The organism is Acidovorax sp. A1169, from assembly GCF_030704685.1.
GTDB lineage: Bacteria > Pseudomonadota > Gammaproteobacteria > Burkholderiales > Burkholderiaceae_C > Acidovorax.
The window spans coordinates 223,835-236,461 of sequence record NZ_JAUZDX010000008.1 but is presented as its reverse complement, the minus strand read 5'-3'; the positions used below and the strand labels follow the sequence as shown (position 1 = coordinate 236,461).

The 12,627-nt window shown below is 67.4% G+C and carries 15 protein-coding genes; 6 read left to right on the top strand and 9 right to left on the bottom strand.

Annotated features, from left to right (window positions below; genetic code table 11):
- Positions 1 to 80: 80 nt before the first annotated feature.
- From QYL93_RS15785 to QYL93_RS15770, 4 genes are read right to left on the bottom strand one after another with little or no spacing between them, the layout of a single operon-like run.
- Positions 81 to 521, bottom strand: coding sequence for a biopolymer transporter ExbD (locus QYL93_RS15785; RefSeq protein WP_305744522.1), 441 nt, complete (start codon positions 519 to 521; stop codon positions 81 to 83).
- Positions 518 to 1,219: a MotA/TolQ/ExbB proton channel family protein gene (locus tag QYL93_RS15780; RefSeq protein ID WP_305744521.1), complete on the bottom strand. Its 702-nt coding sequence runs from the start codon at positions 1,217 to 1,219 to the stop codon at positions 518 to 520. Before QYL93_RS15780 ends, QYL93_RS15785 begins: the two co-directional genes overlap by 4 nt.
- 13 nt (positions 1,220 to 1,232) lie before the next feature.
- Positions 1,233 to 2,063, bottom strand: a complete 831-nt coding sequence (gene dapB / locus QYL93_RS15775; protein ID WP_305744520.1) for a 4-hydroxy-tetrahydrodipicolinate reductase — start codon at positions 2,061 to 2,063, stop codon at positions 1,233 to 1,235.
- Between the two features lie 60 nt (positions 2,064 to 2,123).
- On the bottom strand, positions 2,124 to 2,696 hold the full coding sequence (locus QYL93_RS15770; protein ID WP_305744519.1) for an outer membrane protein assembly factor BamE: 573 nt from the start codon (positions 2,694 to 2,696) through the stop codon (positions 2,124 to 2,126).
- Between the two features lie 85 nt (positions 2,697 to 2,781).
- On the opposite strand from QYL93_RS15770, the gene fur reads away from it, so the two are divergent.
- Positions 2,782 to 3,204 carry a ferric iron uptake transcriptional regulator gene (gene fur, locus QYL93_RS15765; RefSeq protein WP_057200773.1) on the top strand — a complete coding sequence of 141 codons (423 nt, stop codon included), beginning with the start codon at positions 2,782 to 2,784 and terminating at the stop codon, positions 3,202 to 3,204.
- 30 nt (positions 3,205 to 3,234) lie between these two features.
- On the opposite strand, the gene hprK is transcribed toward fur, so the two are convergent.
- The 4 genes from hprK to QYL93_RS15745 all read right to left on the bottom strand — a co-directional run bounded on the left by hprK (position 3,235) and on the right by QYL93_RS15745 (position 6,606).
- Complete coding sequence (gene hprK / locus QYL93_RS15760) at positions 3,235 to 4,191, bottom strand: HPr(Ser) kinase/phosphatase (RefSeq protein WP_305744518.1); 957 nt, start codon at positions 4,189 to 4,191, stop codon at positions 3,235 to 3,237.
- Positions 4,192 to 4,228: 37 nt separating this feature from the next.
- Positions 4,229 to 4,696, bottom strand: a complete 468-nt coding sequence (locus QYL93_RS15755) for a PTS sugar transporter subunit IIA (protein WP_305744517.1) — start codon at positions 4,694 to 4,696, stop codon at positions 4,229 to 4,231.
- A gap of 108 nt (positions 4,697 to 4,804) precedes the next feature.
- Positions 4,805 to 5,140 carry a ribosome hibernation-promoting factor, HPF/YfiA family gene (gene hpf / locus QYL93_RS15750; protein ID WP_305744516.1) on the bottom strand — a complete coding sequence of 112 codons (336 nt, stop codon included), beginning with the start codon at positions 5,138 to 5,140 and terminating at the stop codon, positions 4,805 to 4,807.
- A 230-nt stretch (positions 5,141 to 5,370) separates the two neighbouring features.
- Positions 5,371 to 6,606 (bottom strand): MFS transporter, encoded by a 1,236-nt coding sequence (locus QYL93_RS15745; RefSeq protein WP_305744515.1) that lies wholly within the window; start codon positions 6,604 to 6,606, stop codon positions 5,371 to 5,373.
- A gap of 204 nt (positions 6,607 to 6,810) precedes the next feature.
- On the opposite strand from QYL93_RS15745, the gene QYL93_RS15740 reads away from it, so the two are divergent.
- Complete coding sequence (locus tag QYL93_RS15740) at positions 6,811 to 7,731, top strand: phosphoribosylaminoimidazolesuccinocarboxamide synthase (protein WP_305744514.1); 921 nt, start codon at positions 6,811 to 6,813, stop codon at positions 7,729 to 7,731.
- 57 nt (positions 7,732 to 7,788) lie between these two features.
- Here QYL93_RS15740 and trxA read toward each other — a convergent pair whose 3' ends face one another.
- Positions 7,789 to 8,694: a thioredoxin gene (gene trxA, locus QYL93_RS15735; RefSeq protein ID WP_057200769.1), complete on the bottom strand. Its 906-nt coding sequence runs from the start codon at positions 8,692 to 8,694 to the stop codon at positions 7,789 to 7,791.
- A gap of 154 nt (positions 8,695 to 8,848) precedes the next feature.
- Here trxA and purE point away from each other — a divergent pair, with 154 nt between their 5' ends.
- The 4 genes from purE to QYL93_RS15715 all read left to right on the top strand — a co-directional run bounded on the left by purE (position 8,849) and on the right by QYL93_RS15715 (position 12,591).
- Positions 8,849 to 9,346: a 5-(carboxyamino)imidazole ribonucleotide mutase gene (purE, locus tag QYL93_RS15730; protein WP_305744513.1), complete on the top strand. Its 498-nt coding sequence runs from the start codon at positions 8,849 to 8,851 to the stop codon at positions 9,344 to 9,346.
- Positions 9,343 to 10,512 carry a 5-(carboxyamino)imidazole ribonucleotide synthase gene (locus tag QYL93_RS15725; protein ID WP_305744512.1) on the top strand — a complete coding sequence of 390 codons (1,170 nt, stop codon included), beginning with the start codon at positions 9,343 to 9,345 and terminating at the stop codon, positions 10,510 to 10,512. Before purE ends, QYL93_RS15725 begins: the two co-directional genes overlap by 4 nt.
- Positions 10,513 to 10,532: 20 nt before the next feature.
- On the top strand, positions 10,533 to 11,549 hold the full coding sequence (locus QYL93_RS15720; RefSeq protein ID WP_305744511.1) for an L-threonylcarbamoyladenylate synthase: 1,017 nt from the start codon (positions 10,533 to 10,535) through the stop codon (positions 11,547 to 11,549).
- An 85-nt stretch (positions 11,550 to 11,634) separates the two neighbouring features.
- The gene (locus QYL93_RS15715; protein WP_305744510.1) at positions 11,635 to 12,591 is read left to right on the top strand and encodes an SGNH/GDSL hydrolase family protein; all 957 of its coding nucleotides are present in this window, start codon (positions 11,635 to 11,637) and stop codon (positions 12,589 to 12,591) included.
- Positions 12,592 to 12,627 lie beyond the last annotated feature (36 nt).

The window sequence follows — 12,627 nt, the reverse complement described above, 5'->3', positions numbered from 1 at the left end:
GGTGCAGCCACAGGACTGCGCTGCGCGGATTTTAGGCTGTCGGGCGCACCACCCTGCGCGCATGCCCTGCCAGCCGGCTTTCAGGGGGTTTTCGGGGCCGTGGCAGCCGCCTGTGGATCGGCCACGAAGCCGATGCGCTGCAGGCCTGCGGCATGGGCCGCACCCATGATCTCGACGATGCGGCCATAGGGTACGGCGGCGTCGGCGCGCAGCTGCACTTCGGTGTCGGGCTCTGCAGCGCCGATGCGCTGCAGGCGCTCGGCCAGCGCGGCCTGCGCCAGCGGCAGGTCATCGAGGTAGGCCTGGCCGGTGCGATCCACCACTAGCGTGAGGGCCCTGGCGGGGGCTCCCGGCGCGGCGCCATCGGCGCGTGGCAGGTCCAGACGGATGGCGCTGGCCATGAGCGGCGCGGTGAGGATGAAGATCACCACCAGCACCAGCATCACATCGACCAGAGGGGTCATGTTGATGTCACTCATGGGCGCCGCGCCCTGGGTGCGCTCCAACCGGCCGAAGCTCATTCCCCGCCTCCCGGACGGGAAGCCCCGCCTTTCGGGGCGCCACCGGCAGCCGTATCGATGCGCAACTCGCGCAGGTCGCGCGCAAAGCCTTCCAGGTCGGCCTCGATGCGCCCGATGAGCCGGCCGCAGACGTTGTAGGCCAGCACGGCCGGAATGGCCACGGCCAGGCCGGCGGCGGTCATGACCAGGGCTTCACCCACCGGACCGGCCACGCGGTCGATGGTGATCTGCCCCGCACCGGCCATGGCCGAAAGCGCATGGTAGATGCCCCAGACGGTACCCAGCAGGCCCACGAACGGCGCAGTGGAGCCCACGGTGGCCAGCAGCACCTGGCCGAACTGCAGGCGGCCCAGCACCGCGTGCAGTGCGTCGCGCAGCACGCGCGTCAGGCGCTGCGACAGGCTGCCCATGGAGGCCAGCGCTGCTGGGGATGCCTGGTCGGCCACGGTGTTCACGGCCTGCACCATGGGCAGCACCAGGGCCAGCCGGTCAAAGGTCGGCAGGCGCAGCGCGGCGTCCTGCAGCGATGGGGCCTGCCAGACGGCCGCCACGCAGCGCGCCACGTCGGCGCTGGCGCGGCGCAGCAGGCGCAGCTTCCAGACGATCACCACCCAGCTGGCGACGGACATGCACAGCAGCACCAGGGCGGTGGCCTGCGTGACCGCATCGCCCTGGCGCCACCAGTGGAGTGCGTCCATGCGCCGACAGGCCTCAGTTCAGCCCGAGCACGTCGAACATGTCGTGCAGGCCGGTCTTGTGGGCAGCCAGGTAGCGCACGGCGCGCAGGCTGCCCTGGGCATACGTGGTGCGGCTGGAGGATTTATGGGTGATCTCGATGCGCTCGCCAATGCCGGCAAACAGCACAGTGTGGTCGCCCACGATGTCGCCGCCGCGGATGGCGGCAAAGCCGATGCTGGAGGGATCGCGCTCGCCGGTGATGCCCTCGCGGGCATAAACGGCGCATTCCTTGAGGTCACGGCCCATGGCCTCGGCGATGACCTCGCCCATCTTGAGTGCGGTGCCCGAGGGCGCATCCACCTTGTGGCGGTGGTGGGCTTCGATGATCTCGATGTCGTAGCCGGTGGCCATGGCCTTGGCGGCCATCTCCAGCAGCTTGAGCGTGACGTTGACGCCGACGCTCATGTTGGGCGCCATGACCACGGCCGTGCGCTGCGCCAGGGAGGCGATCTCGGCCTTCTGCTCGTCGGAGAACCCGGTGGTGCCGATGACCATCTTCACGCCCAGTTCGGCGCACACGGCCAGGTGGGCCAAGGTGCCTTCGGGGCGGGTGAAGTCGATCAGGACGTCGGCGTTCTGCAGGCCCACCCGCAGGTCGGAGGTGATGGCCACGCCGCTGGCATGGCCGAGGAAGGCGGTGGCGTCCGAGCCGATGCCGGGGCTGGCGGCCACGTCCAGTGCGCCGGCAAGCACGCAGTCATCGGTGGCACGCAGGGCCTCGATGAGCATGCGGCCCATGCGGCCCGAAGCGCCGGCCACGGCCACGCGCACGGGGGTGGGGGCTGTCGATGTATTCCCTGCCATGTGATTCCTGGGTTCGCTAATTGGTGACAATGAAAAAAGCCCCCATGGGGGGCCGCCCGGTCAGCGCCCGGGCGCTTCGAGGGGCGGGTAGCGGGTGGGTGCGAGTTCCTGCGGCGCTGCATCGGCAGCCTTTTCGGCTGGGGTTTCGGCCTTGCGCGCGGGATAGCGCGACAGCTGGTCTGGCGTAGCTTCCAGCACCGGCACCTTGCCCTTGCCGGTGCGGCCGCCATCCAGCGAAGCGACGAATTCGGTCTCGGAGGGCATTTGGTCGCCTTCCGAGCGGGCCAGCACGTCGCCCTCGAAGAACACCGTGAGCTTGCGCGTCTGCAGCTCGGCCGACGGTTTCTTCAGGGTGAAGACATATTCCCAGCGGTTGGAATGGAACAGGCTGGTCACCAGGGGCGTGCCCAGGATTTCACGCACCTGCTGGCGGCTCATGCCGGGCTTGAGGGCCTCGACCTGTTCGCGCGAGACGAAATTGCCCTGAACGACGTCGATCTTGTACGGCGTGACCACGGTGGCCAGGCGGCGGCTGGCGCCGTCCAGGCTGCCGCACCCTGCCAGGGTACCGACAACGGCACCCACCAACAGGATCCAGCCCAGGCGGGCATTGATACGGGCTTTGACTGGCATGTGGGAAAGAGCAGAGGATATGATCAAACCATTGTAGCGGCAGCCTCTCTCCCCTTCCCGGGCCACCGGCAACCAGGACCAATCCATGACCAATATCGACGAACTCAAAAGCACCGGCCTCAAGGCAACCCTGCCCCGCCTGAAGATCATGGAGATCTTCCAGAAAGGCGCACAGCGCCACATGACGGCGGAAGACGTGTTCCGCGTGCTGCTGGAAGAGCGCTCGGACATCGGCCTGGCCACCGTGTACCGCGTGCTCACGCAGTTCGAGCAGGCGGGCATCCTGATCCGCAGCAACTTCGAGAGCGGCAAGGCGGTGTACGAGCTCAACGAGGGGCAGCACCACGACCACTTCGTCTGCACGTCCTGCGGCAAGGTGGAAGAGTTCTACGACCCCGAGATCGAAAAGCGACAGCAGATCGTGGCCAAGGCCAAAGGCTGGCTGGTGCAGGACCACACGATGGCGCTCTACGGTCAGTGCGCCGCCTGCGCCAGCAAGAACGCCTGAAGTCCGCAGCCCTGCGGGCCGCGCCTGGCGTCAGCCTCCGGTATCGCGCTCCATGGCGCGGCGATGGCGCTCCACGAATTCCTGGTAGGTATCGATCCCGCGCAGCTGCAGGATGGTGTTGCGCACGGCGGCTTCCACCAGCACGGCGATGTTGCGGCCGGCCACCACCTGGATCACCACCTTGAGCACGGGCACACCGAGCACGTCCTGGGTGAGCGGCTCGTAGGGCAGGCGCTCGTAATCGCGCTCCAGCGTCTCCTTGCGCACCAGGTGCACGATGAGCTTCAGACGCATCTTGCGGCGCACCGCCGTCTCGCCAAAGATGGCACGGATATCCAGCAGGCCGATACCGCGCACTTCCAACAGGTTCTGCAGCAACTCGGGGCACTTGCCCTCGATGGTGGTCTGGTTGATGCGAAACAGGTCCACCGCGTCGTCGGCCACCAGACCGTTGCCCCGCGAGATCAGCTCCAGGCCGAGCTCGCTCTTGCCCAGGCCCGACTCGCCCGTGATCATCACGCCCAGGCCCAGGATGTCCATGAACACGCCGTGCATCGTGGTGCGGTCGGCAAAGTGCTTGGACAGGTAGGCCCGCAACACGTCGATCACGAAGGCCGAGGACTCGTGCGTGGAGAACATCGGGATCTGCGCGCGCTCGCACATCGAGACCAGCGCATCGGGCGCGGTCTGGTTGTCGGCCAACACCAGTACCGGCGGCTCCAGCGTCACGATGCGTGCGATGCGGCGTTTGCAATCGTCGGGCGAGGCGCTGCTCAGGTAGGCGATTTCGCGCTCACCGAGGATCTGCACCCGGTAGGGGTGGATGTAATTGAGGTAGCCCACCAGATCGGCGCCCGAACGGGCGGAGCGCACGGCGACTTCGTCGAAGCGGCGCTCGGAGGCACCGAGGCCCGCGACCCATTCCCATTTCAGGGGGCCACGGAACTCCTCGAACAGGACGTCGGCGCTGACAACATTGGGTTTCACGGCAAGGCTGCGGGGGAAATGCGCGGTGCCGGGCGGCTCAGGCGGCCTGGGTGGACTGCCAGCCGGCGATCATGCCGTGCAGCTCGGCCGCGTCGGTGCTGGCCTTGAGCTTTTCGCGCAGGATCGAGTCGCTGAGCAGCTCGGCGATCTCCGAGAGGATTTCCAGATGCTTCTGGGTCGCCGCTTCGGGCACCAGCAGAAAGATCAGCAAGGCCACCGGCATTTCGTCGGGGGCGTCGAAGCCGATGGGATGGGCCAGCTGGAACACGGCGGCCATCGGGGCCTTGAGGCCCTTGATGCGGCCGTGAGGGATGGCCACACCGTGGCCCAGGCCCGTGGAGCCCAGGCGCTCGCGCGCAAACAGGCTGTCGGTGATCAGGGCACGCGAGAGCCCGTGCTGGCTCTCGAACAGCAGACCCGCCTCTTCAAAAGCACGCTTCTTGCTGGTGGAGTCCACGCTCACGAGCACTTGGGCGGGAGGCAGGATGGAGGCGAGTCGGTTCATGGTCAGAGGTAACAATTATGCACATATTGGCAAAAACCCTGAGCAATTTACAAGGAGCCACAAAAAAACCGCCTCCAGGGGCGGTTGCTGTGGCCCGCAATGCAACGCTCAGACGTGCATTTCGCGCTTGGCAGCTTCGTGGTGGTGGTCCTGCAGGCGATCCTTGTGGCGCACCACCTGGCGGTCCATCTTGTCGACCAGCTCATCGACCGCAGCATACAGGTCAGAGTGGGAGCTTTCGGCAAACAGGTCGTTGCCTTTCACATGGATATTGCATTCCGCTCGCTGGCGCTTTTCCTTTTCCTTTTGCTTCTCTACTGTCAGCAGCACCTTGACATCTACTACCTGGTCGAAATGGCGATTGATCCGGTCCAGCTTGGTGGTCACATAACTGCGCAGGGCTGGGGTAACTTCGAGGTGGTGACCGCTGATCGTCAAGTTCATAAATAAGTCTCCTGTGGCTCTCGGTGGAACAAATGCCGCCCTGGATCAGAGGTGCGGCCCGGCGAACTTGGATGCATCCATTGACGGGTTCACTATGCCCCTGCTGTCATCGAAATGCAATCCCATACCGCCCCTGCCCGCTGGGTTATGCCGGCCAAGGTGCCAGCGGCCCGAAAAGGGCGCACAATGGCTGAGTTGGCGGGGGCGCACCTCCCCTTTCGCCCCGCGACTCAGGCCTTGGCTGCAGTCACCGGCGCTGCGCCATGCAGCACCAGCCGCCCCACCACCATGATCGACAGCACGCTGGCAACGGTGCCCACCACGGCGGCCATCCAGTAGCCCTGCACCAAGCCCTGGGCATCGCGGCTGATCAGCACACCCCCCACCAGTGACGCTACGCCCATGGCAGCGGACTGCACCGAGGCATTGAGCGTCATGAACGTGCCGCGCAGTTGCGGATTGGCGGCCGAGGTGATGATGGCCATGCCCGGAATCATGCGACCGCTCATGAAGGCGAACATCAGCGTGGACACGATCAGCACGGTCCACAGCGGCACCCCATGCACCAGCGTGATGCCCAGCAGGCAGGGCCCGACCGCCAGGGCCAGCCAGCGGAAGGTGGCCACCTTGCCGCGCGCATCCGTCAGGCGCCCGAACAGGCGCGCGGTGAAGAGCGTCACCACCCCGCCGCACAGGTAGATCAGCGGCACCTGGTCGGTTCGCACGCCGGCATTGGCCTGCATGTAGATGGTGATGTAGGGGATCACCGTGAAGCCGGTGAACATCAGCAGGCCCGAGAACAAGAAGGCCTGCCGGTGGTTGGGGTCCCGAAGCACCTCGGCAATGCCGCCCAGCGCCGTGCGCTGCTGACCTGCCGCCAGGTGGGCATTCATGGTGGGCAGCGTGCGCGCGGCAAACACCAGCAGCAGCAGGCACATGGCGGCGATGGCGAAGAAGGGCATGTGCCAGCCCCCGTACTCGGCGAACACCAGCCCCAGCGGCACCCCGGCCACCGTGGACACCGAGAACGAGGTCATGACGATGCCCATGGCCCGCCCGCGCCGCTCGAAGGGGACGATATCGGCCACGATGGTCTGGCACAGGGCCGAAAGCACGCCGCCGAACATGCCGGCCAGCACACGCGCCACCATCAGCGTGGCGTAGGTGGGCGCCAGGCCGCAGGCCAGCGTGGCCAGGCCGAACAGTGCGTACAGCGCCAGCAGCAGCCGCTTGCGGCCGAAGCGGTCGATGTAGGTGGAAGCCAGCAGCCCCGACACACCGGCCGACAGCGTGTACGCCGACACCAGCAGGCCGAACTGCGCGTCGCTGATGGAAAAGATGCGCGTGAGCTGCGGGCCCAGCGGCATCATGATCATGAAATCCAGGATGTGGGTGAACTGCACGCCCGCCAGGGTCAGCAGCAGCCACAGTTCGCGGCGGGGAGTGAGGGGATGGGAAGTGGGCACAAAGGGTTGCCGGCAAGGGCGTGGTGAAAGCAAGCCCGGCAGTGTGCCGCCCCTCGGGGTGCCCCACAAGCCCCTGCCCGACCGGACCGCACGCCCCGGCGCGTAAAATCGCTGATTGCACAGAATGTGGCCGCGCGGGTGCGCGCCCTCTCCTTTTCCCCAAGGCCTGCCTGCAGCGGACACCGACTGCCCCACACCGACACCATGACCCAGCCCAGCTCCAACGCCCTGCACACCTCTGCCCTGACCTCGCTGCCCCTGCTGGCACGCGGCAAGGTGCGCGACAACTACGCCGTGGGCGACGACCGCATCCTGATGGTGGCCAGCGACCGCCTCTCGGCCTTCGACGTGATCATGGGCGAACCCATCCCCGGCAAGGGCGAGCTGCTCACCCAGATGGCGCTGTTCTGGTTCGACAAGCTCGGCCATATCTGCCCCAACCACCTGACGGGCGATGCCCCCGAGAGCGTGGTCACCCCGGCCGAGGCCGAGCAGATCCGCGGCCGCTCGATGCTGGTGCAGCGCCTGCAACCCATTCCGGTCGAGGCAGTGGTGCGCGGCTACCTGGCCGGCAGCGGCTGGAAGGAATACCAGGAGTCGCGCTCGGTCTGTGGCGTGCCCCTGCCCGAAGGCCTGACCAATGCGGCCAAGCTGCCGGCGCCCATCTACACCCCGGCCGCCAAGGCCGCTGCGGGCGAGCACGATGAGAACATCACCTTCGAGCGCACCGTGGAGATGATCGGCCTGCCCCTGGCCACCCAGATCCGCGACCTGAGCATCGCCATCTACCAGGCCGCCGCCGAGATCGCCCTCACCAAGGGCATGATCATTGCCGACACGAAATTCGAATTCGGCCTCGCGCCCGACGGCACGCTGGTGCTGATGGACGAGGTGCTCACGCCCGACAGCTCGCGCTACTGGCCCGTGGAAGGCTACGAAGCGGCGCTCGCAGCCGGCCAGAACCCGCCCAGCTACGACAAGCAGTTCGTGCGCGACTGGTTGGAGCAGGCCCAGGTCAACGGCAAGCCCTGGGACAAGACCCCGCCCTCGCCGCGCCTGCCGCGCGAAGTGATCGAGAAGACCGCCGCCAAGTACCGCGAGGCGCTGGAGCGGTTGATCGGCTGATTTCCCGGTCCCTGCAACGCAAAAGGCTCCCGAGGGAGCCTTTTTGCAGGGTGCCGGTCAGCTGAGCACGACGCTCGACAGGCGGCGGCGGTAGGTGGCCACCACCGGATCGTCCGGCGGGATCTGGCCGTCGGCCACCTTGGCCTTGGGCTGCTCGATGATCTCCAGGATGGCGACGTAGGTCTTGCGCGCCACCTCCTCGCCCCAGGCCTTGTCGCGCATGAGGATCTCCAGGAGTTCGTCCATGGCGTCGGTCCAGCGCTGCTCGGTGATGAGCCAGCGCGCCTGTGCCAGGCGGGCATCGAAGTCGCGCTTGTTGGCGGCGATTTTCGCGTCGAACGCGGCAGTGTCGCCGGCGCCTTCGCTGGTCAGCACCGCATCGATGGCATCCATCCACACCTTGAGCGCAGCGATCTTGCGCGAATTGGGAGCCTTGGCGATCACCGGCGCAAAGGCCACCTTGGCGTCGTCGTCACGGCCCAGTTGTAGCAGCAGCTTGACGTAGTCGAAGCGGGCGTCGTCGTTGCCCGGGTCGGTGGCCACCGCGTGCTGCAGCTTCTCCAGCGCCGTGTCGGTGTCGCCTTCGGCCAGGGCGTCCAGGGCTTCTTCCTCCTGCTCCTCGGCTTCCAGGACTTCGGCGGTGGGCAGGTGCTTGTCGAGGAACTCGCGCACCTGGCCCTCGGGCAGGGCGCCCATGAAGCCGTCCACGGGCTGGCCGTTCATGAGCAGCACGCAGGTGGGAATGCTGCGGATGCCGAACATGCCAGCCAGTTGCTGCTCCTGGTCGGAGTCGATCTTGGCCAGCTTGAAGCGGCCGTCGTATTCGGTCTCCAGCTTCTCCAGCACCGGACCCAGCGACTTGCAGGGGCCACACCAGGGCGCCCAGAAATCCACCAGCACAGGCACTTCCATCGAGGCGGCAATCACCTCGGCTTCAAAATTTTCTACGGTGACATCAATCATGGTCGGGGGCCCAGGGCCGGTGAAGCAAGTTGGCGCTATTTTGGCGCATTGAAACAACCCCGTGTCAGGGGGGCCATCGCAAATCGTAAAATCGCGGGTTCCACCTACAGCACTGAGGCAGACCGGAGTCCGCCGCAGCGCCCCCACACACACCATGAAACCCATCCAGATCGGCGTGGTCATGGGCTCCAGCAGCGACTGGGAGACCATGCAGCATGCAGTGCAGATTCTTGAGCAATTCGGCATTTCCCACGAGGCACGCGTGGTGTCGGCGCACCGCATGCCCGACGACATGTTCGCCTATGCCGAAGCCGCTGCCGGCCGGGGCCTCAAGGCCATCATCGCCGGTGCGGGCGGCGCAGCGCACCTGCCCGGCATGATCGCCGCCAAGACCACGGTGCCCGTGCTCGGCGTCCCCGTGGCCAGCCGCCACCTGCAGGGTGTGGATTCGCTGCACAGCATCGTGCAGATGCCCAAGGGCATTCCCGTGGCGACCTTCGCCATCGGCACGGCCGGCGCGGCCAATGCGGCCCTGTTTGCCGTCGCCCTGCTGGCCAGCGAGAGCCCCGAACTGCGCCAGCGCCTGGAAGCCTTCCGCGCCGAGCAGACCGAAGTGGCGCGCAACATGGCCCTGCCTCCCGCTACTGCATGACCACGCTGTCTGCCCCCCTCCTTCCAGGATCGACCCTTGGCGTCCTTGGCGGCGGCCAACTCGGTCGCATGTTCGTGCACACGGCTCAGGCCATGGGCTACTTCACGGCTGTGCTCGACGCCGATCCGACCAGTCCCGCCGGGCTGGTGAGCCACCACCATATCCAGACCGGCTACGAGGACGCCGCCGGCCTGGCCGAGCTGGCCCGCGTGGCCGATGCGGTGACCACCGAGTTCGAGAACGTGCCCGCCACCGCCCTGGCGGCCCTGGGCGCGCTGCGCCCCGTGTCGCCCGCTGCGGGTGCCGTGGCCGTGGCGCAGGACCGCGCGCAGGAAAAGGCCCATTTCGTGCGCTGCGGCGTGCCCTGCGCACCCTATGCGGTGATCGAGACGGCCGCGCAACTGGCCGCTGTGCCTGCCGACCTCCTGCCCGGGATCCTCAAGACCGCGCGCATGGGCTACGACGGCAAGGGCCAGGTGCGGGTGAAGACCGCGACCGAACTCGCGGCCGCCTGGGATTCCGTGGGCCAGGTGGCCTGCGTGCTCGAAAAGATGCTGCCGCTGGCGCTCGAATGCTCGGTCATCGTCGCGCGCGGGGCCGACGGCGCCTGCGTGCACCTGCCGGTGCAGCGCAACCTGCACCGCGACGGCATCCTGGCCGTGACCGAGGTGCATGCCGGCAACCTGCCCGACGACCTGGCACGCCAGGCCATCGCGGGTGCCATCTCGATTGCCACCGGCCTGTCGTACGTGGGCGTGCTGTGCGTGGAGTTCTTCGTGCTGCAGGACGGCGCTCTGGTGGTCAACGAGATCGCCCCGCGCCCGCACAACAGCGGCCACTACAGCCAGAACGCCTGCGATGTTTCGCAGTTCGAACTGCAGGTGCGCACCATGGCCGGTCTGCCACTCACGCAGCCGCGCCAGCACAGTCCAGCCGTCATGCTCAACCTGCTGGGCGACCTGTGGTTTGCCGCCGATGGCAGCGGGCGGACCCCGCCCTGGGCCGAAATCCTGGCCCTGCCTGGCACCCACCTGCACCTGTACGGCAAGCGCGACGCCAAGCCCGGACGCAAGATGGGGCACCTGAACATCACGGCAGACAGTGCCGATGCAGCACGCGCCACCGCCCTCAAGGCGGCGGCCCTGCTGGGCATCGCGCCGTTCTGAACCGGTACGGACCGCATTCCATGATCCTCGACGGCCATCGGCCCGAATCCATTGCCGCCGCCGCCCGTGCGGTGCGCAGCGGCGCCCTGCTGGGCCTGCCCACCGAGACGGTGTACGGCCTGGCGGCCGATGCCAGCAGCGATGCGGCCGTGGCGCAGATCTTCGCGGCCAAGGGCCGGCCCAGTGACCACCCGCTGATCGTGCATGTGGCCGATGCCTCGGGCATCGACCATTTCGCCAGCGAAGTGCCGGCCTTTGCACAGGCCCTGGTCCAGGCATTCTGGCCCGGCCCCCTGACCCTGATCCTGCCGCGCCGCCCTGGCGTGGCCACGGCCGCCACCGGCGGCCAGGACAGCGTGGGCCTGCGCTGCCCGTCCCACCCTGTCGCCCACGCCCTGCTGGCCGCCTGCGCCGCACCGGGCGATGGCAGTGACCTGGGTGGTCCGCCGGTGTGGGGGGTGGCCGCCCCCAGCGCCAACCGCTTTGGCCGCGTGAGCCCCACCACCGCCCAGCATGTCGCCGATGAGTTGGGCGAGGACCTGCTGGTGCTCGATGGCGGCCCTTGCCCCGTGGGCATCGAATCGACCATCGTCGACTGCACGCGCGGCACGCCGGTGCTGCTGCGCCCGGGGGCCATCACGCGCGCGCTGATCACCCGCGCCTGCGGCATCGCTCCGCTGTCCAAGGAAGACCTGCCCGAGTACACCCCGCGCGCCTCGGGCACGCTGGAGGCCCACTACGCCCCGAACGCCAAGGTGCGCCTGATGGACGCCAAGGCCCTGCAGACGGGCCTGGACCTGCTGGGTGCCGATGCGGCCCACATGGCCATCTACGCCCGCGCGGCGCTTCGCACCCGCTCGTCCAAACTGGTCATGCGCCGCATGCCCGATGATGCAACGGCCACTGCCCAGCAGCTGTTTGCGGTTCTGCGCGGCTTCGACGACGAGGGCGTCAAACTGATCTGGATAGAGACCCCGCCCGCCACCCCGGAGTGGGAGGGCGTGCGGGACCGCCTGCAGCGTGCAGCGGCCGCCTGAATACCAATATGCCCGCAGTGTGACAATGCTTTACATGCCTTGACATGGCGTCGTTAAACTAACCCCCCATTTTCTGGAGAAATACATGGCAGCAAATTGGATGCGCCGCACCGTACTGGTGGCCGCATGCGCGTCGGTCGCATTGCTTGCGGCCTGCGGTTCGAGCACGACGGAGTCGGCTTTCAACCCCGAGCGCCTGGTGGCCTTCGGTGACGCCTACAGCGATGCCGGCCAAAAGGGCACGCGCTACACGGTCAACGATGGCAGCGTGAACAACTGGACGCTGCAGATCGCCTCCCGCTACGGCAAGACGCTGGCCGCATCGTCCGCAGCTGGCGGGCGCAGCTATGCCGTGGGCAATGCGCGCGTGGCGATCAAGCCCGACGCCGCAGGCGTGGCGACCACCGCCACCGTGACCGAACAGATCGACGCCTTTCTGGCCGCCGGCGGCGTTGCCGCGAACGACCTGATCGTCATCAACGGCGGCCCGAGCGACGTGATCGCCGGCATGGCCGCCGTGACGGCCGGCACCCAGAGCACCACCGACATGGTGGCGGCTGCGCGCAAGGCTGGCCAGGACCTGGCCACCCAGGTGCGCCGCCTGGTCGCCGCGGGTGCCAAGAACGTGGTCGTCACCGGTACCTATGACCTGGGCAAGACGCCCTGGGCCAAGGCCATCAACCGCGAAGCCCTGCTGAGCGATGCCAGCAGCCGCTTCAACGAAGGCCTGCTGGTGAGCATCGTCGACCTGGGCGCCAACGTGCTGTACGTGGACTCGGCCTACTACGTGAACCTGTACGTCGGCACACCGGCCAACTACGGCTTCAACAACGCCACCACGCCGGTGTGCACCTCGCTGGACACTACCAACGGTATCGGCATCGGTGCCGGCCAGGTCAACTCCGCTCTGTGCACCACCTCGACGCTGGTGGCCAGTGCCAACCAGGACGCCTATGTGTTCGCCGACAGCGTCTACCTGACGCCCAACGCCCACCGCCAGTTCGGCAACTACGCCTACGACCGCCTGCGCGCTCGCTGGTAAGCAAGCCCTGCGGCCCCGGCCCATGAAAAAGCCGAC

Excerpts from the sequence above, each read along its gene's own strand:
- QYL93_RS15720 (WP_305744511.1), top strand. The coding sequence starts at position 10,533 with ATGATCCTCGACGGCCATCGGCCCGAATCCATTGCCGCCGCCGCCCGT.
- hpf (WP_305744516.1), bottom strand. The coding sequence starts at position 5,140 with ATGAACTTGACGATCAGCGGTCACCACCTCGAAGTTACCCCAGCCCTG.
- QYL93_RS15770 (WP_305744519.1), bottom strand. The coding sequence starts at position 2,696 with ATGCCAGTCAAAGCCCGTATCAATGCCCGCCTGGGCTGGATCCTGTTG.
- QYL93_RS15780 (WP_305744521.1), bottom strand. The coding sequence starts at position 1,219 with ATGGACGCACTCCACTGGTGGCGCCAGGGCGATGCGGTCACGCAGGCC.
- trxA (WP_057200769.1), bottom strand. The coding sequence starts at position 8,694 with ATGATTGATGTCACCGTAGAAAATTTTGAAGCCGAGGTGATTGCCGCC.
- QYL93_RS15740 (WP_305744514.1), top strand. The coding sequence starts at position 6,811 with ATGACCCAGCCCAGCTCCAACGCCCTGCACACCTCTGCCCTGACCTCG.
- QYL93_RS15715 (WP_305744510.1), top strand. The coding sequence starts at position 11,635 with ATGGCAGCAAATTGGATGCGCCGCACCGTACTGGTGGCCGCATGCGCG.
- QYL93_RS15725 (WP_305744512.1), top strand. The coding sequence starts at position 9,343 with ATGACCACGCTGTCTGCCCCCCTCCTTCCAGGATCGACCCTTGGCGTC.
- purE (WP_305744513.1), top strand. The coding sequence starts at position 8,849 with ATGAAACCCATCCAGATCGGCGTGGTCATGGGCTCCAGCAGCGACTGG.
- dapB (WP_305744520.1), bottom strand. The coding sequence starts at position 2,063 with ATGGCAGGGAATACATCGACAGCCCCCACCCCCGTGCGCGTGGCCGTG.
- fur (WP_057200773.1), top strand. The coding sequence starts at position 2,782 with ATGACCAATATCGACGAACTCAAAAGCACCGGCCTCAAGGCAACCCTG.
- QYL93_RS15755 (WP_305744517.1), bottom strand. The coding sequence starts at position 4,696 with ATGAACCGACTCGCCTCCATCCTGCCTCCCGCCCAAGTGCTCGTGAGC.
- QYL93_RS15785 (WP_305744522.1), bottom strand. The coding sequence starts at position 521 with ATGAGCTTCGGCCGGTTGGAGCGCACCCAGGGCGCGGCGCCCATGAGT.